This window comes from Rheinheimera hassiensis (assembly GCF_022436675.1).
GTDB lineage: Bacteria > Pseudomonadota > Gammaproteobacteria > Enterobacterales > Alteromonadaceae > Alishewanella > Alishewanella hassiensis.
Genome location: NZ_JAKUJZ010000002.1, coordinates 236031 through 258620, shown reverse-complemented (window position 1 = coordinate 258620; position 22590 = coordinate 236031). Strand labels below are relative to the sequence as shown.

Below are 22590 nucleotides of genomic sequence, written 5' to 3'. Positions count from 1 at the left end.
CTATGTTGTATCGAACGGTAAATATGCACAAACGAGAAAAACACATTAACAGATGAGTTTTAGTCATCTATAGTGTGTACTAAGCAAACTAAATACATTGCTGTTCAGGAGAGTGACATTGCAGGTATCGTTACAGGCGCTCAAAGCATTTGAGTCGGCAGCGCGCCGGGGCAGTTTTAAACTGGCAGCAGAAGAGCTGTCGCTAACGCCAACGGCGGTATCGCACCACATCAGCAACCTGGAAAGCCGGTTAAATGTTAATTTGTTTCATCGACAGACCAGGCAGATAATACTAACCGAAACCGGCAGAATTCTGGCTAAAGCCACGACTGAAGGCTTTCGCAAAATTGACAACGCCCTGGCAGAGGTTAAAACAGCCGGTAGCGTGGTAAGGGTAACGACAACATCATCATTCGCCGCCATGCTGCTGATCCCTGCCCTGCAGGAATTCTCGCAAGCTTATCCGAATATTGCTGTTGAAGTAGCAACAGGTGAAGCGGTGGATAACCAACCCTATATCATTCCTATTCGCTACGGTGACGCCACAAGCGTTGCGCCCGGCGATATTATCAGCCATGAGCTGTTCGACGTATTTGGTGCTCGTGGCATGAAGCCGCCGTGCTGGTCTGCTGAGCCGGTGACACTTTTTACCACTGAATGGAAAAATGCCGCCTTGCCCGCGCCGCCATTAGCCGCCTGGCTGGCAGCAAATGGCCTGGATGGAGCAAATATTGTTCTGAAGAAATTTGACCAAGAGCTGTTTGGTATTCAACAAGCCATGACAGAAAACAGCCTGGTGTTTTGTTCGACAACCCTGACGAAGCGACTGCTAAACGCCAACCTGTTGCAGCAGTTTGGCACCTCCCCCGTCAAATCTGACTTATGTTACTACGTACCTGATAAACCAAGCTTTGACAGCAGAAATACCCATACCTTTTTAAACTGGATTGCCGGCCTGCTGCATGGGTAATATCGGTATCGCCTGTCTGTGGCGACAAAATATATGAGGCTATAAAAATGCAAGTAAAACGCATCATTGCAAACATAGCGGCATCAAACCCTGCTGACGCCACAACATTTTATCAATCTGTCTTCGGCCTTGAGCTGGTAATGGACCACGGCTGGATTAAAACCTTTAGCTCAGGTGAGAAAATGCTTGCACAAATTAGCATAGCCTCAGAGGGTGGCTCTGGCACTGCGGTACCCGGGCTATCTATTGAAGTGGATGACCTGGAGGCAGTGCTGCAAACAGTTAAGGCGAAGCATATTCCAATTGAATACGGCCCTGTGATTGAACCCTGGGGCGTACGCCGGTTTTATATTCGCGACCCCTTTGGTACGTTGATTAATGTGCTGCAACACCAATAGCCTTGCAATAAGGCCAGTATCACTCTCAATCAGGAAACATTAATAGAAGTAAATATTTATCAGGTTGATTCGTTTACCAATGAGGTGTTTAAGGGCAGCCCGACTGATCGACTGCTCCCCTTAATTAATCAATATTTTTGCATATTCATCAATATCACTTATTATTCACCTCGCTTTCCTGGCTGGAATACTCAAGAATTTAGCTGTTAATTCAACATATTGTGCTGATTACAGCAATGAGGAGAAGAGCATGAAATTTGGTGAATATTTAAAAACACAGCGGGAAAGTGCAGGCTGGACGCAACCCGAAGCAGCTAACAGGATAGCAATAGAGCAATCTTACCTGTCAAAGCTGGAAAACGACAAAGCCGTGCCTTCGGCGGAGATTTTTGATCGGCTGATGCAAGTGTATCAGTTCAGCATTAAACAAATCAGTGAACAGGTAAATAGTACTGAACTGGACAGACTTAAAGACATTGTGATGGTGCGCGAGTTTATTGTTACCAGTAAAAGGGTTGACAGCGCCAACAAGAGAAAATGGCTGATAGCAGGCCTCGTGATGGCTATGTTGGGCAGTCTGATATTTTCAGCCGGTGTGGTCATGAAAGATGGTTCTTACGTGTCATATTTTTATGAATCTAAAGGCCTGATCAAAGAAAATGAGCCCATCACCTTATTTACCGAAATGCCGGGCTATCGGGGGTTTGAAGCAAAAATGCGCAGTGAGCCAGAGCGAATAAAACTGGCAGAACACCCACTGTTTTCAAGGCTGGATTATCAACAAAGCAGTTGGAACTACGATCGTGGCGCATTTTATGATACCGACCTTGACGGTGGCAAAAGACGATTCTATCGCACACAAGAAAAAAACTATCCCAATCCTACCCCTCATTACGTCTTCATTGCTTTAGGCGCCATGTTTATTATGGGCGGCTGCAGTTGTTTTTATATCAGTAGGAAGTGGTAGCACGTTTCGTTTAGCAAATTCACTCTGCGTAACACCGTGCAAATCCATTAACGCCCTCATAGAGCTTGGCTGCTACTGCGCGCTTTTATGCCGCATATCCGGCAGCCATACTGCCAGCATGCCCAGTAGCGGCAACCAGGCGCATAGTTTAAAGATATAGGTAATGCTGGTGGCGTCGGCCACTATGCCAAGCACTGCGGCGGCAATGCCGCTAAAGCCAAACATCATGCCGTAAAAAATACCGGAGATCATACCAATGTTGCCCGGTACCAGCTCCTGTGCAAATACAATGATGGCAGAAAACGCCGACGACATAACCAGGCCTATCAGTACCGTTAGCACGGCAGCGCCAAACAGATTGCTGTAGGGTAAAAGCAAGGTAAGCGGCGCGGCGCCTAAAATAGATACCCAGATAACCGGTTTTCGGCCAATTCTGTCGCCCACCGGGCCGCCTATTACGGTGCCAACAGCCACTGACGCCAAAAACAGAAATAAAAATAACTGCGAGTCAGCAACCGATACGGCAAATTTTTCAATCAGATAAAAGGTATAAAAGTTGCTCAGGCAAGTCATATACACATACTTAGAAAACACCAGCAGTGCCAATACCAGCAATGCCTGTTTGGTTTGCCGCGGCGATAAACCGTTACCTGCAACAACGCTGCTGCGCTTGTGCGCCGTGGCATGTGAGGCAATAACCCAGCGGCTAACCCGCTGCAGCACAATGATGCCCAAAATGGCAAACAAACAAAACCAGCCTATGCTGCCCTGGCCGCGCGGAATGATAATAATGGCTGCAAGTAATGGCCCCAGCGCCGAACCGGCATTACCGCCCACCTGAAACACCGCCTGCGCCAAACCGTAGCGGCCACCGGAGGCCATACGAGCCACCCTTGAGGCTTCAGGGTGAAAGGTAGATGAACCCAGGCCAATCATCGCTGATGCCAGCAGCAACATGCTAAAGCTGTTTACCATACTCAGCATTGCCAGGCCCAACAGCGTAAATACCATGCCAAGCGGTAGTAAGCCCGGTTTAGGGTGTTTGTCGGTATAAAAGCCTACAGCGGGTTGCAGCAGCGACGCGGTGATTTGAAAAATCAGCGTGATCAGGCCAATCTGGGTAAAACTAAGCAGATACTGCTGTTTTAACATCGGATAAATGGCCGGTAATACCGCCTGGATCAGATCGTTTAGCAAATGTACAAAACTGACTGCCCCAACTACCGGCAGGGCCAGTGCAGCAGGTGCTGCAGCTAAAGACGCCGCAGCCTTGGTAACGCCTGTCATAATTCTCCGGCGACTGGTAAATGTAACAAGGCGGCGAGTATATACTATCGGAACATTAGCAGCTCACCGCCAGCGCCGGTTTGCCGCTTAGCTGCGACATGTACCGCAGTGCTAAACCGGATCACACAGCAATAGCCACGTGATAACGCTTTTGTTTTGGTAAGCCAGCTTAGCTACTGCTTCTTTTTCTGAACTGCGCCGCTTTATAGCGATTGCCGCATAACGCCATACTGCACCAGCGGCGCTTATGCGCTTTAGTGCGATCATAAAACCACAAAATACAGTCCGGGTGTTCGCACTGTTTAACCAACTCAACATTCGCTTCAACTAACAACTGCGCTACGGCTTCTGCTACCGGCCCCAGCAGCGACGCTATAGTTGCGCCGCTGGCTATACGGCTTAACGCCAGCTTGCCGTTATTGTCGGGCGCTAAATGCAGTGTGCTGTGGTACGCATGCAGATACTCATTTAAGCCGCTGATATCTGATGACTTTCCTGCTTTAAACGCGCTAATTAAGTCTTTGGCAAGGCTGCGCAGTGCTTTGGCCTGCGCTAATAATTCACCCGCAGCGAATGCGCCGCCCCCTGCAGCCGGAACGATGTTGTGTTGTGCAAGCCAGCGCAGTACATCTGCATCACTGTGCCAGTATTCAACGGCCTTGTCGTCGTTACGCGCTTCGGTATTAAGCAGGTCCATCGCAAGGTGGTCACCCAGCATCGGTGCGTCGTTCAGGTTGTCGTCGTGCGGTTTTGCAGAAGCAGCCATATAGTAACCCCTAAAATTTAATTTGACAGGTTAGCACAAGTGCGTCAGACTTGCACTGTAACCACTAAAAATCAATTTTAATGGTTACTCAATTTATCTCAAGCCAAACTATACGGAGCCATCATGACAACGCCAAAAATGCTGCTTGCCGCAGCAAGCTTAACCGCTTCTTTGTATGCCAACAGTGCACAAAATCCGCCACAGGTGCACCACCAGACCATAGAAATACAGGGTGTAAAGGTGTTTTACCGCGAAGCCGGTTCAGTACAGGCACCTACAGTGTTGCTGCTGCATGGTTTTGGTGCCTCATCGTATATGTTTCGTCAGCTGATACCGCAACTGGCAACGAAATATCATGTTATCGCGCCGGACTTGCCGGGTTTTGGCCAAACTACGGTTAACAGCGGCGTCAACTTTAGCTACAGTTTCGACAATCTGGCTGCTGTTATTGACGCCTTCACCGTGGCGAAAAAGCTGGACCGCTATGCCCTGTACGTGTTCGATTACGGAGCTCCGGTGGGCTGGCGTCTGGCGGTAAACAACCCGCAAAAAATTACCGCCATCGTTAGCCAGAACGGCAATGGCTACGAAGAAGGTTTAAGCGCCGGCTGGGCTGATATGCAAAAAGCATGGGCTAACCCTACGGCGGAAAACCGTGAAGCACTGCGCAGCTTTAATAACGCTGACATGCTGAAATGGCAGTACACCGAAGGCGTGACAGATACGTCGCTGATTGCGCCAGAAACCTACCAGTTGGCCCACGCAGCAATAGAGCGTATTGGCGTGGAAGTACAACTGGATTTGTTAGTCGACTATGGCAACAATATTAAGCAGTACAGCCGGCTGCATGACTATTTTCGCCGTTACCAGCCACCGCTGCTGGCTATTTGGGGTGAAAAAGACCCGTTCTTTTTGCCGGCAGGCGCCAATGCCTTTAAACGTGATAACCCAAACGCTGAGGTGCAGTTCCTTAACACCGGCCATTTCGCCATTGAAACTCATGGCGGTGAAATCGCCACACAGATGCTGCAGTTTTTGGATCACAGCATTAACACTAAACCAGAATAGCCATAGCGTCATACCTGGCCAAGGCCACCTAATCGCTCAGTTAAATCAAAATACTGAGCGATTAAACACGTCAGAAAACTTCAATATAAAACACATGTGGTTGTCATTTTTGATCTCTATAAAGTTCATTCTGAATTTTACTGAGGAAAAAGAAATGCCAGCCCCTGTTAAAAACTTCGCTTTATCAGTTTTTACGTTGATTATCAGCCAAAGTGCCTTTGCTGAAGAGAACGCGGTCAAGAATGAGCAGGATATAGAGAAGATTGCGGTGCATGCTAAAAAGCAAACTTATGCGACTTCTCATGTTTCGCAAACCATGATTGAGCGCCAGTCTGCAGTAGCGTCGGTTAATGATGTTCTGAACGAACTACCCGGTGTATTAGTGACGCAGGGTGACTATTTTGGGGCCTCAGATTGGCTGACAGCTATTTTTATGCGGGGCTTTAACACGGGTGGTGGTGCAAATCAAATTGGTACCACTATTGATGGGTTACCTAATGGTGGTTCTAGTTATGGCGGCGGGAGTAAAGCAAACCGTTACTTTGATGTACTTGATCTTGATACTGTTGAGGTGGGCCAGGGTACTGCAGATATCAGTTCTCGCTCCAATGAAGCTTTAGGGGGTACGTTAAACTTTATTTCACGCTCTCCTCAGCAGGAGTCCGGGCTTCGCTTTGTGGCCGCGGCCGGCGATCAAGATGCACGCAAATATTACGTGCGTTACGACACGGGAGAAATAGCCAGGGACACTTATGCCTTTGTCAGCGCCTCGACATCATCGGTAAAAGACTGGATAAATGATGCCGCCACAGTTACCCGTGATTACGCTCTGGCCAAAATCACTTCGGAGATAAATGGCTATAAGCTGACAGGTTTTATTTCCTACAATGATGCTAATGAGCACGAGTTTGAAACCATCTCGCTGGAAGATTTTAACAACAACCCGCGCAATGACGCGCTGCACATGAACTGGACTGATAACCCGGTGATAAATGAGTACTACCGGGACGGATGGAGAGCACTGCGGGAGAATACGTTTGCCTACGCTAAAGTAGAAAAAGACTTCGGTACTGTTGATTTTCAAACTGCATTCTACAAACATCGTATGAAAGGCCGTGGCGATTGGGTGCCACCGTATTTGGTAAATGTTAAAGATGACGGTCCTGGTTTACCTCAATCTGAGTTTCTGGGCGGTGAGACGGTATATGGTGGTAGCCAAATTGATCGGTTCTTTTTTGTGAATCCTGATGGTAGTAGCGCTACGCCAAACCAAAACTGCACCCCTACTTTTGGCTTTAACAAAGATAATGACCGTGCTTGTTATGCTAATAATGTGCTACCGGTAATGTCTTATCGCCACACCCACTATGTTAACGACCGGCTCGGATTGACTGCTGATGTCACGTACAACTTTAGCCTGGGCAGCATTAACAATACTTTGCGCGGCGGTATTTGGTATGAAGATGGAGAGTCGTCCAGCATACGTGACTGGCATAAAATAACCAACGTTTTGGTAGGCCCGGCTTTTGATGCCAAACCATACTGGGTGCAGTATGAAAGCGAATATCAAATTGATGAGGTTATGTATTATCTGGAAGAGGTTGCAGAAATAGGCAGTGTTACCGCCCGTCTTGGCGTTAAAAAGTTTAAGGTTGATACAGACTACCATCAGCCAATAGGCTCTGATGAGCCGGTATCGCATTCATCCAGCTCAGATCCACTGATATCTTTTGGTCTTAACTACTTAACACCACTTAATGGTTTAGAAGTATTTGCCGGTTACTCAGAGAACTTCTCAGCTATCAGCAAAGACCGAGTGGGAGGCTCATCTGCCGAAGGGCTGTCCAGGATTAAACCAGAAACCGCTGAAAATATTGAACTGGGGCTTAGGTACGAGGAACAAAATTTACGTTTTGCTCTGACGTATTACGATATTACCTTTGAAAACAGGATTGTATTTGTTGAAGACGGCGCTGTTACCGGAATCGACTATCTTAGCGAGCTGGACGGTGTGTACTATAACCTGGGTGGTATCGAAAGTAACGGTGTTGAGGCACTGGCGTCTTATCATCTAGGCAATGGCTTCAGACTTTCCGGTTCGTACACATACAACAATGCAACTTTTGTTGGAACCGGTTCTGATGCTCTGGATGAAGAAGCTGAGGTTGTACCGGGCAATCACGTACATGGCTCGCCCGAAACACAATTTGTAATAGCGGCTGATTACATGGGTGACGTGATAAGTGCAGGTATGTCAGTACGTTATGTGGGTGACCGATATATCAATTACGATAACCTTGAAGTTGCACCATCCTACACGGTGTCAGACTTATATGTTGGCGTAGATCTGGGCGATGTTTCAAAAAGTCTTAAAGGTTTATCTGCCCGGCTAAACGTGAATAACTTATTTGACCGGGAGTTTATCAGTGGTGTGTACAGCGGCTCTGTTTTCCCGGCAGCCCCGCGCACAGTGACGTTGTCAATCACTGCAGATTTTTAGGCATTAACCATCAACGCCGTTGCCATTTTGCACGTGGCAGCGGTCTTTTTATCTGACGCATCTGTATCTCTCGTAGTAGGAAATAATATGAAACATATAAGCAGGAGACAGTTTCTGGTTGGCAGTACTGTTACCGGGCTGGCTATGGCCTATCCACAAATAACCCGGGCATTGAGCATCCCCGCCAACGTACGTACCGGTACTCTCGAAGATGTTGAACATGTCGTCATTCTTATGCAGGAAAATCGCTCTTTTGATCACTATTTCGGAACTATGCAAGGTGTCAGAGGCTTTTCAGATCCGTACCCGGCACCGGTAAAATCGGTAGATGGTGTGGCAGAGAATGATGTATTTACTCAGCACAATACTTCTCAACCAGGACCCAAACACATTGCGCCATTTCCCCTTAACGCAAGGCGTCATTTCGAACATATGCGCGTTGAAGGAACACCGCACTCCTGGCCAGATGCACAGCTTGCCTGGGATAATGGCCGGCTGGACCACTGGCCTGATGCTAAACAACTTCATTCAATGGGCTATTTTGAGCAGCAAGACATCCCTTTTCAATTCGCTCTGGCCAATGCATTTACAGTATGTGATGCCTATCATTGCTCTTTTCAGGGCGGCACCAATCCGAACCGGCTGTTTCTGTGGTCAGGTACCAATGATGGCTTAGCGAAAAATGGTGGTCCTGCTATTGGTAATTCTCACGATAATCTGCCGGAAAAAGGTGGTGCCGCAGACGATTATACCTGGACTACCTATCCGGAGCGGCTGCAAGCAGCTGGCATAGACTGGATGATTTATCAGGATATGGAGGATAATTTTACTGACAATCCGCTGGTGGGTTTCAAAGCATACCGGGATGCTGCAGCACTGCGCCCGGACGCAAATGATGAACTGCGAAAGCGCGCCTTGAGCACGCGAACCCTGGCTCAGTTAAAGCAGGATGTATTAAACGATAAACTGCCTGCCGTCTCGTACATCATTGCTACGGCGGCAGGTTCAGAGCATCCGGGCCCTTCAAGCCCGGCTCAGGGTGCTGCCTATACTGCTGATGTGCTTGATGCGTTAACAGCAAATCCGCAGGTGTGGGCCAAAACGGTACTGTTTATCATGTTTGATGAAAATGACGGTTTCTTTGATCATGTACCACCGCCGGCTCCACCCTCAGTTGATCCCCAAAAACCGGACAGTTTCGCGGGTCACTCACAGATTAGTACTTTAGGTGAATATCACTTACATACCTCTCTCGCTGATCAAAAGCAAGAACGTGAGGCGCTAAAGGCGCGTCCCTATGGCTTAGGCCCCAGAGTACCTGCCTATGTTGTTTCGCCCTGGAGCCGGGGAAGTAAGGTTTGCTCAGAAGTGCTGGACCATACTTCCGTTATTCGCTTTCTCGAACTACGTTTTGGTGTAGCTGAGCCCAATATCAGTGCCTGGAGAAGAGCGGTTTGTGGTGATTTTCTCAGCGCGTTTAATTTTGCCGATCCTAATAACGCGCAGTTTCCTATGTTACCCGAGCCTTATCAGGATGCGGTGCGGGCAGCCACCTATACAGAACGCACGCTGCCACCTGTTCCGGAACACCCGTTACCGGTAAAACAACACATTGGCCAGAAAAAGAAATGTCCATCATTATACAATTTGGAAGTCACCGAAAAGTCAGATGAACAACAACGCTTGTCAAAGATAGAGCTACATAATCGTGGTAGCAGAGCGCTGGTAGTACATATTTACGACAGGTTAAATCTTGACGCAATACCTAAACGCTATACCCTCGCGGGTAACAATAAGCTTGATGCAGAGTGGTTACGTCACAATGGCCGCTTTGATATACAGTTGATGGGGCCAGAGGGGTTTCATCGTCGTATTAAAGGTGAAACAGGTAATGGCCAGATCAAACTCGAGCGTCAGCGTAACAGCCTGGAATTGAGTACAACGATTAACGGACTTTACTACTATGTCGGGCAATCAGATAAATTGATACCGCTACCCTCCAACAGTGTTGTAACTATCAAACCTGATGAAAACAAATGCTACGACATAACAGTGTTAAACCAGGAAAAAAGCGTTATGCGGCAGTTTGCCGGGCGTCTACCATCTTAGTAATTTATACCGCCAGCCACTCGGCACCTGAAACGGTGCCGGCTGCTGCTTTAAAATGACATTACAGCTAATTGTCCGGCAACAAAGCATTCCATGCCTATGTTAGTATACAAAACACTTATAACTGCTTGATGAAACACACGCTTTGCTGAATCTCTTCCTGCCCAAACAAAAACAGGTGCTGTTAATTGCCCTGCCGATGATTGCCTCTAACCTGACTATTCCGCTGCTATCCCTGGTGGACACCGCCGTGGTTGGCCACCTTGAACACCCGTGGTATTTGGGCGGTGTGGCGCTGGGTAGCAGCCTTATCAGCCTGTTGTTTTTACTGCTGGGCTTTTTGCGCATGAGCACCACCGGCTTAACGGCGCAGGCGTTTGGCGCAGAAGATGCCAATGCTATACGCAATAGCCTGTTGCAGGCCGGGCTGGTAGCGCTGGTGCTGGCCCTGCTGTTATTAGTGCTGCACCCGGCGGTTATGCCGCTGGTGCAGTTGTTCAGCAATGCCGGCAGCGACGTGCTGGAGCAAGCCGGTATTTATTTTCAAATCCGCATCTGGAGTGCGCCGGCGGCGCTGCTGAATATGGTGTTGCTGGGCTGGTTTTTAGGCCTGCACAATGCCCGCTACCCCATGTGGCTACTGCTGTGGAACCAAAGCCTGAATATCGTGCTGGACTTGCTATTTGTACCGGGTTTTGGCTGGAATGTGGCCGGTGTGGCGGCAGCGTCGGTAATTGCCGATTACAGTACCTTGCTGCTGGGGTTATATTTACTGCGCCGGCTGTGGCGGCAACAGCAGCTTGGCACGGTAAGCCTGCTAAACCTGCAACAACTTAGCGGCTACGGCCGTTTATTTGCGCTAAACCGCGATATTTTTATCCGCAGCCTGTGCCTGCAACTGGTATTTGTGTTTATCGCCTTTCGCGGTGCTGCCTTTGGCGATAGCGTAGTAGCCGCCAATGCCGTGCTACTGAGCTTTTTAATGCTGGTGTCTTACGCGCTGGATGGCTTTGCCTATGCCGCCGAAGCCATGACCGGAAAAGCGGTGGGCGCCAGAGATCACAGTGAATTGCAGCTGCTGTTTGCCATACTGGCGCAGTGGGGCCTGTTGCTGGCGGTATTGTTTAGTCTGCTGTTTTGGCTGCGCGGCCCGACGCTGATTGCACTGCTTACTTCTATTACAGAGGTGCAACACATTGCGGCAGTTTACTTGCCCTGGCTTATTGCCCTGCCCTTAGTGGCGGTATGGAGCTACCTGCTGGATGGCATTTATATCGGTGCTACACAAGGGCGCAGCATGCGTAACAGCATGTTACTGTCTTTCGGCGGCTTTGCCCTGTGTTACGCACTGGCGCAAAGCGCCGGCAACCATGCGTTGTGGTTTGCCCTGTGCGTATTTATGCTGCTGCGCGGCCTTACGCTGGCCTGGCCGCTACGCCGTGGCGCGGCGGTATTGTTTAAGTAAAAAGCGTCAGCGCTGCTGGTCGCTAAAACGGCGCCGGGTGTTGTTGTAAAAACAGCGCCATATCATCCAGCATGGCCTGGGTTAACGGCAGGCTAAACGCCGCGATATTCTGCTGTAGCTGCGCCATATCGGTAGCGCCGATAATGGTAGAGGTAACCCCCTCGACTTTATTAACCCACGCCAACGCCAGACTGGTGGCACTGACATTATGGCTTTGTGCTAATTCAGTAAACGTCGCTATGGCGCTGTTCGACTGCGGCGTATCGCGAAACAAACCGTTGCGCTGCAACATACTCCAGCGTGCACCGGATGGGCGGGCGCCATTCAGATATTTGCCGCTTAAAGCACCGCCTGCCAACGGCGACCAGGGTAAGTAGGCAATGTTTTCGTGCACACACTGCTCAATTAAATAGGGCCAGTCTTTGGTGTGCAGCGGGCTAAATTCATTCTGAATGGATACCATGCGCGGCAGTGTGTGCTGTGCGCTTAACTGCAGATATTGGCTAATACCCCAGGGCGTTTCGTTCGATAAGCCGCAAAAGCGGATCTTACCGGATTTAACACAACTATCCAGCGCCTGCAGCAAACCCAGTATCTGCTCGGTTTGCTGCTCACTGTTAACGGCAGAAAAACCAATGCGGCCAACATGATGCTTGCCAAAATGTGGCGACACCCGGTTGGGCCAGTGCAGCTGATATAAATCGAGATAGTCGGTTTCTAAACGCTGAAGTGACGCATCCACCGCTTGCAACAAGGTAGCCGGAGTCATATCGCCGCCACCGCGCACATGCGCCAGGCCATTACCTGCCATTTTGCTTGCCAACACAATATCACTGCGTTTGCTGCGGTTACGGCTAAGCCAGTTGCCAATAATACGCTCTGTGCTGCCGTAGGTGTCGGCAGTAGGCGGAATAGCATACATTTCAGCGGTATCAATAAAATTTACGCCTTGCGCCAGCGCATAGTTAAGCTGGGTGTCGGCATCAGTTTGGTTGTTCTGACAACCCCAGGTCATGCTACCTAAACACGCTCTTGATACGTTAAGCTTACTGTTGCCTAAAACGGAATATTGCATAACGGCCTCTTTATCTTCTGTACACCGGCTTTGATCACCTGTGCGGCACCTTAGCCCAATAGCCAGGCACAGGCAACCGGGAGGTAAGAATTACCTGTATGTTAATAAAAATATGAAATAAATACGTTTGGATATTCTGGCTAACCGGCAACGTGCGAGCTCCACCCAAAAAGACAGACATCAAATTAACTGTTTAAAATCAATTAATTAAAAATAATTCCCGCCTTATTTTTGCGTTGTTTTTCAGTCTGGCCCACATACTGCAACTGTACTATTGTCCTGCTGCCTGGACACGTTCACTACCGGTAACCAATATGGGTTGCCGTTGAAGTTTTACTTATTAAGGAGAACCTACTATGGCACAGTTAAATACCCCAGATATGAAGCATGTATCCGATATTATTCAGGTACTGAACAGCGGCATAGAATTCTACAGCGATGCCAAAGAAAAAGTTGAAGATCAACATCTGGTTCAGTTTTTCGATCGCATGGTAAATGCGCGTCGCACGGTAAAAGAGCAGTTACAGCCGTTTGCCATTAAAGATGATGGTAAGCGCGAAGAAGGTTCAGCCTTTTCAGTTGAAGCCCGTAAAGTGTATACCAAAGTGATTGGCGCGATGTCTTCAGACAAAGATCACACTTATATCAGCCAATTGGAAGAAGTTGAGGACAAAACCCTTGAAGAATTCCGGGCTGCGCTGAAAGAAAAACAGCCGCCGCAATATGAAGCAGCACTGCTGCAATCTATGGCAACTATGCAAGAATGCCATGACGAAATGCGGGCGCTGAAAAAATCAACCCGCCACTAAAGCATTAATGTAATTGCTGACCAAGCCCCTGCGTCTGCTAAAGCCGCCGGGGCTTTTTATTATCTGCTACTTACTATCAGTTACTGAATATTATGCTGCTGCAACCACATTTCCAGCAATGTGACCTGCCACAACTTAGAACCAAACCGGCCGGTGAATTGCTCTGGCTGCGCTAACATAGTGTCAATGTAATCCATATTAAATAGCTGGCGCTGGCGCGCTGCGGGCTGGCTGAATACTTCTTTGGCCAGCTGCAGATATTCGCCCTGCATTTTACGTAGCGCAGGTACCGGGAAATAACCTTTGGGCCGGTCAATCACTCCAGCCGGAATAATCTCTCTGGCCACTTGTTTTAATAAATATTTACCACCGTCACGTAGCTTCAGCGGGTGTGGCATCTGAAATGCCAGTTCTACCAGTTCGTGATCTAAAAACGGTACCCGCGCTTCCAGGCCAAATGCCATGGTCATGTTGTCGACCCGTTTCAGCGGATCGTCTACCAGCATAGCGGTAGTATCCAGATGTAATGCTTTATCTACCGGCAGGCGTGCATCACAGCTGGCAAAATACTGCTGAATATAATTTAGCGAATAATTACGAAGGCAGAACTCAGGCGCCATTACCTGCGATAACTGCGATTCGTCCCAGGAAAAATAAGCATCGGCATAGCGCTGTGCTGCGTTGCTGTCAGTGGCATCGGTCATCGGCGGATACCAGTGATACCCGGCAAACACTTCATCGGCGCCCTGCCCGCTTTGCACCACTTTAACGTGCTGGCTTACTGCTTGTGCCAGTAGATAAAAACCAATTACATCATGGCTTACCATCGGCTCTGACATCGCATCGATACAGGGACGCAGATGGTTAAGTAAGGTGCTATGACGGGCATGAATTTTGTGGTGCTGGGTGCCGTAGTGGTTGGCAATAATGTCGGAATATTTAAATTCGTTGCCTTCTTCTTCTGCCACATTGTCAAAGCCAATAGAAAAGGTATACAGCTGCTTTTGTCCCAGCTCGCTAAGCATGCCAACCAGTAACGAAGAATCAAGCCCACCGGACAATAATACCCCAACCGGTACATCGGCCTCTAACCGGCGTTTGGCACTGGTAAACAACGCCTCTTTCAAAGCTTGCTGCCAATCCTGCTCGCTGCGCTGGTTACTGTTATCCACGTCGGCATGCAACTGCCAATAGCTGCCCTGCTGTAAGCCGCCATCAGCACTGACTTTCAGCCAATGCCCCGGCAGCAGCTTATACACGCTGCTAAACAAGGTGTCGGCGCCGACAATAGCGCGAAACGACATATATTGATGCACTCCCAGCGGGTTAAGCTGGCTGGGTACCTCGGCACACTTTAGTAACGAGGGTAAGGTAGATGAAAACCACAACCCATTGCCGTTATGATGATAATACAGGGGTTTAATACCCAGCCTGTCACGGGCGAAAAAGGTGCTGTTGCTATCACGGTGCCAGATAGCAAAGGCAAACATGCCATTAAACCTTGTCAGGCAGTGCTCTTGCCACTGCGCGTAGGCTTTTAAAATAACCTCAGTATCACTGGTAGAGAAGAACTGATGCCCCAGTTGCTCCAGCTCATGGCGCAGTGCTTTGTAGTTATAAATACAACCGTTAAACACTATCGTTAGCCCAAGCCCGGCATCATGCATCGGCTGCGCCCCGGCAGCGGTTAAATCAATGACTTTAAGGCGCTGATGGCCAAAACACACATTACCCTGTGCTGCTACGCCTCTGCCATCGGGGCCTCGCGCCGCCAGCACTTCTAACATTGCATCAACATAATGCGTTGATGCCTTCCCGTTAAATCTGATTTCTCCTGCTATTCCGCACATACTTATCCTCTGCATTAATTGCTTATGACAGCCGGTTTAAGCAGCCCGGCCTGCCCTGAATTTCAGCATGTCTTACCACTTTATCCGGCTTTGACATTACGCCAAGCCAGATACAGACTTTTTAAGTGTAGCCTTAATTGGCGGCCCTTACCGGGCAATACACCAATTCCGCTGTGCTACACTTAACTTTTAAGCAACAATTACTGAGGTATAGTTGACGTGAATATCTGCATTTTATCGACCGATCAGGAGAAAGACGACCACCGGCTTTTGGAGGCTGCCAGGGCCAAAGGCCATACTGCAGAATTATATAATATCCGTGACATTAGTATGGTGCTGGATACCGACAAACCCACTATTTGCTGGCGCGATAAAGACATTACCAAAACCTTCGATGCCATTATTCCGCGCTTAAACGTTAACTTTACGGATTACGGCACCAACGTATTACAGCAATTTATTTGCGGCCGCACTTACGTTAGTGAGTCACCTGCTGCGCTGCGCCTGGGGCGCGACAAATTAAAATGCCTGCAGTATCTGCTGGCCCGGGGTTTACCCTTTCCTGCTACCGGTATTGCCTACACACCAGAAGGTTTTCGCCAACTGGCTAAAGTAATAGGTATGCCAATGATTATTAAACTGATTGAAAGCTCTGAGGGCACCGGTATTTTTCTGGTTAATACCATAAAAGAGATGGATAACATCGTCAGAACTTTTAGCCAGCTGGGGGCGTCCTATATTATTCAGCGTTTTGTAGCAGAAGCATCCGGTACTGATATCAGAGCCTTTGTAGTGGGTGGCAAAGTAGTAGCCAGCATGCGCCGCCGCTCACAGGATGGCGATTTCAGATCCAATGTCGCGCTTGGCGGTTGCTCAGAGCCTTATCAGCTAACCGCAGCAGAAGAGCAAATGGTGTTATCTGCCACCGCATCTATTGGTATCAATGTGTCCGGTGTGGATTTTGTCCGCTCCAGTGAGGGGCCTTTGCTACTGGAAATTAATGTGTCACCCGACTTTACCGGTGAACAGGGTATTGAGAAGGTAACCGGCATTAACATTGCCGATGCCATCATCGATTTTGCCGTGTCACAGGTACATAGTTTTTATGAGCAACGCTATAGCAGCGCCCGGGTGCTTGAATCTTCGCGGAGTATTATATGTGCAGATGGATAGCCTATACCGGTAAACCGATATATCTGGATACACTGGTCACCAAACCCGATCATTCGCTGGTAGTTCAAAGCCAGCACAGCCAAATGAACTACACCAACAGTGGCCAGTTATTGAGCATAAACGGCGATGGTTTTGGCATTGGTTGGTATGACAAACGCGCAAGCCCTGGCCTGTTTAAAGATGATTTACCCGCCTGGCACAATACCAACCTGAATAGTTTATGTCATCAGGTTAAATCGCATACCTTTATGGCGCATATCAGGGCCACCACCACAGGGGATATCCAACGTACTAACTGCCACCCGTTCAGGTATAAAAACTGGTTGTTTCAGCATAACGGCCATATCAGCCATTTTCCTAAGCTGCGCCGCCAATTACAGCTGAAAATTGCGCCTGAGTTATACCCGCAACTACAAGGCACTACCGATAGCGAAACATTTTTTTTGCTGGCGATCACCTACGGTTTACTCGACAACCCCAAAGCCGCAATGCAGAAAATGGTCAGAGAAGTATTACAGGCATTAAACCAGGTTGATAAAAACGGTGTACTGAATTTGTCTTGTGCTATATCCGATGGTACCAAGCTTTATACTCTGCGTTATTCATACAACGAAGCACCGATGACGCAGTTTGTCTCCACAGACAGCCGTTGCATGGCCGAGTTTGAAGGCGGTACCCACCCCATTCCATCTGGCAGCACCATAGTGGTGTCAGAGCCGCTGGATAATGTCAGTGAAAAGTGGACCAAAATTGCTAATAACACTTTTACCACTATTTACCGTAACGATATTAATACTGAGCCCTTTATGGATGATTAACCCTGTTGGGTGATTTGCCCGCTGATAATTTAGTCAGCGGTTACTGGCAGTGGTGAGGCGTTTTGTATCATAATCGCTGCACTTATTTTTTAACTGAAGCGTAATGATGAAAATTATCAGTATTCTCACGGCTATCCTGTTAGCCGTCACCTTAACCGCCTGCTCTGACACCCCGGGTGACTCTAAACTAAAACAGCTGCTACAACAGCAGTATGATGCCAAATTCGAAGGCTTAGTTGAGATTAACGGGCTAAAGAAGCTTAACGGCTGGTCGGACAATGATAGCCACTACAGCGCTGAAGTGGCTTACAACATAGTGTTTAAAAAGTCGTTTAAAGCCTTTATGGACGAGCAAACAGAGCGGCCCGGCAACCCACTGGAAAAAATGGCGACGGGTATGTCTGCCGGTATGTTAAAACTGCAATATGGCGATTTTAAAGCCGGTGACGAGTATCAGGTAAAACAACAAACCCTGACACTTCGCATGGCAGACAACGGCTGGATGCTAACTAACTAAGCTACTGGTGCACCGGCAGATCGCTCTGGCCGGTGCACTTGCTCTGGTGATACTGCCTGCTCAGCTAAATCACTTTTCACCAGCTGCATATCTTCAGGTTCAAGCGTTACTGTTTGTTCACCGGTGGTTTTTCCTTCCAGACATAAGGTGATTAACAGCGGAAAATGATCGGAGCCGATGCTGGGTAAGCGCTTTATTTGCTGCAGGCTAAAGTGTCGGCTGTGAAACAGATGATCCAGCGGCCAGCGGACAAAAGGATAAGCGGCATGAAAACTGTTAAACATGCCCCGGCCGATACGCGGATCAAGTAACCCACTGACTTTACGAAATAACCGGGTGGTTTCTGACCAGGCAACATCGTTCAGATCACCAGTAACAATAAGCGGTTGTTTACACTTCGCCACGCTAACCGCCAATACCAGCAGTTCAGCATCGCGCTCAGAAGAGCTTTCGTTTTCAGTTGGGCTTGGCGGCGCCGGATGGACAAAATGCAGCACCACCCGCAGACCACTGTTTAGCTCTACTTCAGCATGAATAGAAGGCACATCAGCCTCAACCAAATACTGCACTGCGCCATTATGTAGTGGTAAGCGTGAATAAACATGCATGCCATATAAATTGTCCAGCGGGCACTTTATACTGTGTGGGTAATCAGCACTTAGCGCGTCCAGTTGCTGCTGCCACCAGATATCAGACTCCAGCGTTACCAGCACATCGGGCTTATGCTGCTGTACCAGCTCAATAAGGGCGGGGGCATTACGGTTTGTCATCAGTACATTAGACGTAATTATTGACACCGTTTGCCGGTCAGCACTGGCTGCTTTGGTTAAGGGTACCTCTGTACGGTGTAAGCGGGTGTATGGCCAAATCCACCATGCCTGTATAGCAAGACAGCCCAGCGCCAGTAATATCAGCAACTGGCTGCTACCTTTGGTTAGATCAAGCATCGCCAGTTGCATAACCAATAGCAAGCCACTTAGCACGGCCAGCTGCAAACGGGGAAAGTCCAGCCCGCGTACTAACCAGTGTTTAATGCGGCTAAGAGGTAACAGGGTAAGTAACAGCAATATTACAGTTAGCGCAGTAAAACTGGATAGCATTGGTTCTTCCGTTTCGTTAATAGTGTTTAACACTAACTGATCGCACCGCCACAGGCAATGCAAAAGCGTTGTCTGGCGCGGCAAGCCTGTTGTTCTGCCATCAACAACAGGCTTGCCGCCATAAATAAAAACGGCCACCCGCAGGCAGCCGTTGTTGTTTATGCTTAACAGTGACGATTAAAACGCTACTTCAATTTCTACCCGGCGGTTTGCTGCCCTGCCCTGCGCCGTTTTGTTATCTGCTATCGGCTCTGACGGCCCACGGCCTTCGGCTACAAGTTGTTCTGCCGTTAAACCCTGCTGCTGCAAAAAGGCCATAACCTGCTCTGCCCGCTGCTGCGATAGTTTGTTGTTATAGGCCAACTGGCCAGAGCTATCGGTATGCCCAAGCACTGTAACATTCTGATACGTTGTGCCTTTTAGCGATTCTACCACTGCACTAAGCTGGCGTTGTAATTCATCGCTGATACTGGCTCCGTCATGCGAAAACGCCGTGATGCCCGGAAAAGACACTTTAATACGGTTATCGGCCAGCTCAGCCGTTGTTACGCCCGCAACAGGTTGCAACCTGGCGGCAAACACGGTTTGTGGCTTGGCCGTTTCGGCGTTTACCGCCGCCGAACTTGCTGAGGTGTCGTTTTTTGAAGTACTGACACAGCCGGTTGATAATAGCGCCACCATAACTGCGGCGGAAAGCGGTAACATGCGCAACATTTATACTCCGTTATTTAATGTTAAATACTGACGCATACTTTAATGGTTTTATTTAAGCAAATAAACACCTTTATTTAACAACAAACAAAATAAACTACTTACTTATTTTCAATTATTCTGTTAGCTATTTACTTACCGTCGTGGTTTAGCAGATTGAACTTTAGCCCAAGATCCACTATGGTATCGCCATGCAAATCCCTGAACGTTTCACCGCTACCACGCCATGCGTGCTGCGCACTTGCAATATCGCTATCGCCTTCCATTCCTGGGCCGGTTTTGCCCTGCGCAAAGCCGGCTGAACACTTTTTCTGCTTAAACCCTTGATGTCATTTTTGCTTCTCTGATCCGGAGCTTCGATGTTTTTCTGTTACCCCAAACGGCCTTTCGGCGCCGTTGGCCGCGCTATTGCGGCACTAGCCTGCCAGCAACTGTTACCACTTAGTGCGTTGCAGCTGGCAAACATTGTGCATTTTATTGCCGACGATACGGCCAGGCACCGGCTTAACACCAATGCCAGTTGTATCCGGCCCGGCAGTTCAGTTGAGCTGCATAATACCGACACCGACGAGCGCGGCTGGCTGCAATTGGTTTATCCATCACAAGCCTGCTATCGCCGAAGCTGTATTTCAATTGTATCGCCGTTAGGGGCTGCGCTGATTGGCAAAGCTCCTGACGCCGGTATTCAGTTAACCGTGCTGCGCCAGCGTCTGCATTTTCGCGTGCTGACAGTACTGAACGTAACACACCGACAAACCAGGAGATCTTAATGAAAACACCCGATATCACCGTATCTACCATCGACTTTGACCGGCTGGATCAGCTGCTTAACAGCCTATCTGGCGATACCATTGGCAGCGACACCCTGCGCCAGGAGCTGGAACGCGCCATTGTAGTAGCGCCTCAGCAACTGCCTGGCGATGTGGTGAGTATGAATTCTACGGTACGTTTTAGCTTTGGCGACGGTAAAAGCAGTTGCTTAACACTGGTATACCCTAAAGACGCAGCGCAAAGTGGTGCCATTTCAATATTGGCGCCGGTAGGTAGCGCTTTACTGGGCCTGCGCGTGGGCAATAGCATTAACTGGCCCCTGCCAGGTGGCGATATGTCAACTATCACGGTAGACGAAGTGCTATACCAGCCAGAGCGTGAAGGCGCTTATCACCGCTAATATGCAGTGCTGCGGTTAAGCTGTTACAGCAGGCCGCAGCACAGGCATAACCAGCGACAAAATGGTACACTAACGCCGCTATTGCCGTATTGGCCGATAAACATCTTAACCAGCAGAGTAGTATATGCGTTTATTTTTCCGCTTAATCCGTCTGATTTTAACCCCTTTTATGCTGTTAGCCGAAAAGCTGACAACACCCAAGGCAATGGTACGCAGCCCGGCTGAACAAGCTGCCGTGGATGCCGCCTGCCAACAACTGGCGCTGTATCAGTTTAGTGCCTGCCCGTTTTGCATTAAAGTACGCAAAGAAATAGCGCGGCTGGGGCTGAATATCAGCAAGCGCGATGCACAGCATAATCAGCAATATCGTAGCGAGCTGGAAAATGGCGGTGGTAAAATAAAAGTGCCTTGCCTGCGCATTGAAACTGCTGCCGGCGACGCACAGTGGCTGTATGAATCAACTGAAATTATCGCTTATCTACAGCAGCGTTTTGCCGCTACAGCGGATAGCCAAAACAGCTGAACTGCTATAAAATGCGCCACCCTAAGTTCGCCTGAGCAGTACGCAGCGATGATGCCATCCAATGCGTTATACACGGATTTATCCGGTTTTTACGATTTAATGTGTTGCGACATCAACTACCCGGCGCAAAGTAACACGGTACAGCGGCTGCACCAGCTGCTGGGCAACGGCGGCAAAACTCACCTCGATTTAGCCTGTGGCACCGGCCCGCACATTCGCCATTTTATCGACTATGGCTACCAAAGCAGCGGGCTGGATTTAAACCAACCCATGCTCGACTTAGCAAAGGCGCGCTGCCCGCAGGCCCATTTTATGCTGCAAAATATGTGCAGCTTTACACTGGAGCAGCCGGTTGATTTAATTACCTGCTTTTTATACTCCATTCATTACAGCGCCAATATTGCTGAGCTAAACCAATGCCTTGCCAGTGTGTACGCAGCGCTGAACGCAGGCGGAATGTTTTGTTTTAATGCGGTAGATAAAGACAAGATTTGCAACAACAGCGCAGTGCGCCACAGCACCACACACGATGATAGTCACTTTGTGTTTGAATCGCTGTGGCACTACAGTGGCGATGGCGAGCAACAAGCGCTTAAACTGCGCATCGCCAGAACCCGCGGCGAAAATGTCCAGCTGTGGCAGGATGAACACCCTATGGTCGCCATCAGCTTTGCCCGGTTGCAGGCGCTATTAAGCCCTTATTTTGAAGTACATATATTGGCGCACGACTACGACAAAATATCCCCGTGGGATACTACCTCCGGCAACGCCTTATTTGCCTGTGTAAAACGCTGATAACTGAAGCGCTTTTGGCTTTAACTTAATAGCCTGTTTATTGTATTCGCATTACCCCTGCGCATTGGCAGGATCAAGATCTTTTAGCTGCTCTACAACATCTTCAGCATACTGCTCAATGCCCTGCCCAATAATAGGCGCAGTATTCAACGTTTTTAGTTTGCGGATATCTTCTATGCGAAACAGAATGCTGCCCGCATTCTCTTTATCTTTAAACGCATAAATAACATCGTCCGAACCCCAGTAATGGACATTTTGCAAATAGATAAAACCATTAGTCAGCTTATTGCTGTTGATTTTTTCCAGCAACGGTTTTGCTACTTCAGCAAAGTAGTAATAAGACTCTATATTACCTCCCTCTTCAGGCACGTTAAACTGAATAAAAGTCCATACCAGCTCTTGCCCGGTGTTATCACTCAGGGTTTCTATCTCGTTTGCGACGTTACATCCCTGCAGAAAAACCAATGTTAGTAACAAGCCAAATATTCTGAACACGCTGAATCCTTTCCGGTATTGTT

23 protein-coding genes are annotated in these 22590 nt (G+C 48.7%); 15 read left to right on the top strand and 8 right to left on the bottom strand.

Annotated features, from left to right (window positions below; genetic code table 11):
• Positions 1-118: 118 nt before the first annotated feature.
• The 3 genes from MJX74_RS04095 (at position 119) to MJX74_RS04085 (ending at position 2335) form a co-directional block, all read left to right on the top strand.
• Entirely contained in the window at positions 119-970 is an 852-nt protein-coding gene (locus tag MJX74_RS04095) for a LysR family transcriptional regulator (RefSeq protein ID WP_240221107.1), read from the top strand.
• Positions 971-1017: 47 nt separating this feature from the next.
• Entirely contained in the window at positions 1018-1368 is a 351-nt protein-coding gene (locus tag MJX74_RS04090; protein WP_240221105.1) for a VOC family protein, read from the top strand.
• Between the two features lie 250 nt (positions 1369-1618).
• Positions 1619-2335, top strand: a complete 717-nt coding sequence (locus tag MJX74_RS04085; protein ID WP_240221103.1) for a helix-turn-helix domain-containing protein — start codon at positions 1619-1621, stop codon at positions 2333-2335.
• Between the two features lie 72 nt (positions 2336-2407).
• Here MJX74_RS04085 and MJX74_RS04080 read toward each other — a convergent pair whose 3' ends face one another.
• A complete protein-coding gene (locus tag MJX74_RS04080) occupies positions 2408-3622 on the bottom strand; it encodes an MFS transporter (RefSeq protein ID WP_240221101.1) in 1215 nt (404 codons plus the stop codon).
• Positions 3623-3791: 169 nt separating this feature from the next.
• Positions 3792-4388 carry a CGNR zinc finger domain-containing protein gene (locus tag MJX74_RS04075; protein WP_240221099.1) on the bottom strand — a complete coding sequence of 199 codons (597 nt, stop codon included), beginning with the start codon at positions 4386-4388 and terminating at the stop codon, positions 3792-3794.
• A 123-nt stretch (positions 4389-4511) separates the two neighbouring features.
• Here MJX74_RS04075 and MJX74_RS04070 point away from each other — a divergent pair, with 123 nt between their 5' ends.
• From MJX74_RS04070 to dinF, 4 genes are all read left to right on the top strand, one after another.
• A complete protein-coding gene (locus MJX74_RS04070; protein ID WP_240221097.1) occupies positions 4512-5456 on the top strand; it encodes an alpha/beta fold hydrolase in 945 nt (314 codons plus the stop codon).
• Between the two features lie 154 nt (positions 5457-5610).
• The gene (locus MJX74_RS04065) at positions 5611-7956 is read left to right on the top strand and encodes a TonB-dependent receptor (protein WP_240221095.1); all 2346 of its coding nucleotides are present in this window, start codon (positions 5611-5613) and stop codon (positions 7954-7956) included.
• An 87-nt stretch (positions 7957-8043) separates the two neighbouring features.
• Positions 8044-10065, top strand: coding sequence for a phosphocholine-specific phospholipase C (locus MJX74_RS04060; RefSeq protein ID WP_240221093.1), 2022 nt, complete (start codon positions 8044-8046; stop codon positions 10063-10065).
• A 145-nt stretch (positions 10066-10210) separates the two neighbouring features.
• On the top strand, positions 10211-11530 hold the full coding sequence (gene dinF, locus MJX74_RS04055) for an MATE family efflux transporter DinF (RefSeq protein ID WP_240221091.1): 1320 nt from the start codon (positions 10211-10213) through the stop codon (positions 11528-11530).
• A gap of 22 nt (positions 11531-11552) precedes the next feature.
• On the opposite strand, the gene MJX74_RS04050 is transcribed toward dinF, so the two are convergent.
• Positions 11553-12605 carry an aldo/keto reductase gene (locus MJX74_RS04050; protein WP_240221089.1) on the bottom strand — a complete coding sequence of 351 codons (1053 nt, stop codon included), beginning with the start codon at positions 12603-12605 and terminating at the stop codon, positions 11553-11555.
• Positions 12606-12961: 356 nt separating this feature from the next.
• On the opposite strand from MJX74_RS04050, the gene MJX74_RS04045 reads away from it, so the two are divergent.
• Positions 12962-13414, top strand: a complete 453-nt coding sequence (locus MJX74_RS04045) for a ferritin-like domain-containing protein (protein WP_240221087.1) — start codon at positions 12962-12964, stop codon at positions 13412-13414.
• Positions 13415-13494: 80 nt separating this feature from the next.
• On the opposite strand, the gene MJX74_RS04040 is transcribed toward MJX74_RS04045, so the two are convergent.
• Entirely contained in the window at positions 13495-15264 is a 1770-nt protein-coding gene (locus tag MJX74_RS04040) for an N-acetylglutaminylglutamine amidotransferase (RefSeq protein WP_240221085.1), read from the bottom strand.
• A 219-nt stretch (positions 15265-15483) separates the two neighbouring features.
• Here MJX74_RS04040 and MJX74_RS04035 point away from each other — a divergent pair, with 219 nt between their 5' ends.
• From MJX74_RS04035 to MJX74_RS04025, 3 genes are all read left to right on the top strand, one after another.
• Positions 15484-16437, top strand: coding sequence for an ATP-grasp domain-containing protein (locus MJX74_RS04035; RefSeq protein ID WP_240221082.1), 954 nt, complete (start codon positions 15484-15486; stop codon positions 16435-16437).
• Positions 16422-17255, top strand: a complete 834-nt coding sequence (locus tag MJX74_RS04030; RefSeq protein WP_240221080.1) for a class II glutamine amidotransferase — start codon at positions 16422-16424, stop codon at positions 17253-17255. Before MJX74_RS04035 ends, MJX74_RS04030 begins: the two co-directional genes overlap by 16 nt.
• A gap of 103 nt (positions 17256-17358) precedes the next feature.
• Positions 17359-17772, top strand: coding sequence for a hypothetical protein (locus tag MJX74_RS04025; protein ID WP_240221078.1), 414 nt, complete (start codon positions 17359-17361; stop codon positions 17770-17772).
• Here MJX74_RS04025 and MJX74_RS21870 read toward each other — a convergent pair.
• The 3 genes from MJX74_RS21870 to MJX74_RS21720 form a co-directional block, all read right to left on the bottom strand.
• A complete protein-coding gene (locus tag MJX74_RS21870) occupies positions 17769-19010 on the bottom strand; it encodes an endonuclease/exonuclease/phosphatase family protein (RefSeq protein ID WP_240221076.1) in 1242 nt (413 codons plus the stop codon). The two genes, MJX74_RS04025 and MJX74_RS21870, sit on opposite strands and share 4 nt — an antisense overlap.
• A gap of 39 nt (positions 19011-19049) precedes the next feature.
• Positions 19050-19586: an OmpA family protein gene (locus MJX74_RS04015; RefSeq protein ID WP_240221074.1), complete on the bottom strand. Its 537-nt coding sequence runs from the start codon at positions 19584-19586 to the stop codon at positions 19050-19052.
• Between the two features lie 128 nt (positions 19587-19714).
• Positions 19715-19849, bottom strand: a complete 135-nt coding sequence (locus MJX74_RS21720; RefSeq protein ID WP_275692662.1) for a hypothetical protein — start codon at positions 19847-19849, stop codon at positions 19715-19717.
• 93 nt (positions 19850-19942) lie between these two features.
• On the opposite strand from MJX74_RS21720, the gene MJX74_RS04010 reads away from it, so the two are divergent.
• The 4 genes from MJX74_RS04010 (at position 19943) to MJX74_RS03995 (ending at position 22072) form a co-directional block, all read left to right on the top strand.
• Complete coding sequence (locus tag MJX74_RS04010) at positions 19943-20353, top strand: GreA/GreB family elongation factor (RefSeq protein ID WP_240221073.1); 411 nt, start codon at positions 19943-19945, stop codon at positions 20351-20353.
• Positions 20353-20754, top strand: a complete 402-nt coding sequence (gene rnk, locus MJX74_RS04005) for a nucleoside diphosphate kinase regulator (RefSeq protein WP_240221072.1) — start codon at positions 20353-20355, stop codon at positions 20752-20754. The genes MJX74_RS04010 and rnk overlap by 1 nt, the downstream gene beginning before the upstream one ends.
• A 124-nt stretch (positions 20755-20878) precedes the next feature.
• Positions 20879-21277, top strand: a complete 399-nt coding sequence (locus MJX74_RS04000; RefSeq protein WP_240221071.1) for a glutathione S-transferase N-terminal domain-containing protein — start codon at positions 20879-20881, stop codon at positions 21275-21277.
• Between the two features lie 48 nt (positions 21278-21325).
• Positions 21326-22072 (top strand): class I SAM-dependent DNA methyltransferase, encoded by a 747-nt coding sequence (locus MJX74_RS03995; protein WP_275692661.1) that lies wholly within the window; start codon positions 21326-21328, stop codon positions 22070-22072.
• Between the two features lie 51 nt (positions 22073-22123).
• Here the strand turns inward: MJX74_RS03995 and MJX74_RS03990 are convergent, their stop codons facing one another.
• A complete protein-coding gene (locus MJX74_RS03990; RefSeq protein ID WP_240221070.1) occupies positions 22124-22567 on the bottom strand; it encodes a hypothetical protein in 444 nt (147 codons plus the stop codon).
• Positions 22568-22590 lie beyond the last annotated feature (23 nt).

What these genes read in the sequence shown, in the direction of transcription:
- MJX74_RS04075 (WP_240221099.1), bottom strand. Translation starts at nt 4,388, where the DNA reads ATGGCTGCTTCTGCAAAACCGCACGACGACAACCTGAACGACGCACCG.
- MJX74_RS04050 (WP_240221089.1), bottom strand. Translation starts at nt 12,605, where the DNA reads ATGCAATATTCCGTTTTAGGCAACAGTAAGCTTAACGTATCAAGAGCG.
- MJX74_RS04090 (WP_240221105.1), top strand. Translation starts at nt 1,018, where the DNA reads ATGCAAGTAAAACGCATCATTGCAAACATAGCGGCATCAAACCCTGCT.
- MJX74_RS04010 (WP_240221073.1), top strand. Translation starts at nt 19,943, where the DNA reads ATGTTTTTCTGTTACCCCAAACGGCCTTTCGGCGCCGTTGGCCGCGCT.
- MJX74_RS04080 (WP_240221101.1), bottom strand. Translation starts at nt 3,622, where the DNA reads ATGACAGGCGTTACCAAGGCTGCGGCGTCTTTAGCTGCAGCACCTGCT.
- MJX74_RS04030 (WP_240221080.1), top strand. Translation starts at nt 16,422, where the DNA reads ATGTGCAGATGGATAGCCTATACCGGTAAACCGATATATCTGGATACA.
- MJX74_RS04085 (WP_240221103.1), top strand. Translation starts at nt 1,619, where the DNA reads ATGAAATTTGGTGAATATTTAAAAACACAGCGGGAAAGTGCAGGCTGG.
- rnk (WP_240221072.1), top strand. Translation starts at nt 20,353, where the DNA reads ATGAAAACACCCGATATCACCGTATCTACCATCGACTTTGACCGGCTG.
- MJX74_RS04025 (WP_240221078.1), top strand. Translation starts at nt 17,359, where the DNA reads ATGATGAAAATTATCAGTATTCTCACGGCTATCCTGTTAGCCGTCACC.
- MJX74_RS04015 (WP_240221074.1), bottom strand. Translation starts at nt 19,586, where the DNA reads ATGTTGCGCATGTTACCGCTTTCCGCCGCAGTTATGGTGGCGCTATTA.
- MJX74_RS04045 (WP_240221087.1), top strand. Translation starts at nt 12,962, where the DNA reads ATGGCACAGTTAAATACCCCAGATATGAAGCATGTATCCGATATTATT.
- MJX74_RS03995 (WP_275692661.1), top strand. Translation starts at nt 21,326, where the DNA reads ATGATGCCATCCAATGCGTTATACACGGATTTATCCGGTTTTTACGAT.
- MJX74_RS04070 (WP_240221097.1), top strand. Translation starts at nt 4,512, where the DNA reads ATGACAACGCCAAAAATGCTGCTTGCCGCAGCAAGCTTAACCGCTTCT.
- MJX74_RS04060 (WP_240221093.1), top strand. Translation starts at nt 8,044, where the DNA reads ATGAAACATATAAGCAGGAGACAGTTTCTGGTTGGCAGTACTGTTACC.
- MJX74_RS21720 (WP_275692662.1), bottom strand. Translation starts at nt 19,849, where the DNA reads ATGGAAGGCGATAGCGATATTGCAAGTGCGCAGCACGCATGGCGTGGT.
- MJX74_RS04000 (WP_240221071.1), top strand. Translation starts at nt 20,879, where the DNA reads ATGCGTTTATTTTTCCGCTTAATCCGTCTGATTTTAACCCCTTTTATG.
- MJX74_RS04040 (WP_240221085.1), bottom strand. Translation starts at nt 15,264, where the DNA reads ATGTGCGGAATAGCAGGAGAAATCAGATTTAACGGGAAGGCATCAACG.
- MJX74_RS04065 (WP_240221095.1), top strand. Translation starts at nt 5,611, where the DNA reads ATGCCAGCCCCTGTTAAAAACTTCGCTTTATCAGTTTTTACGTTGATT.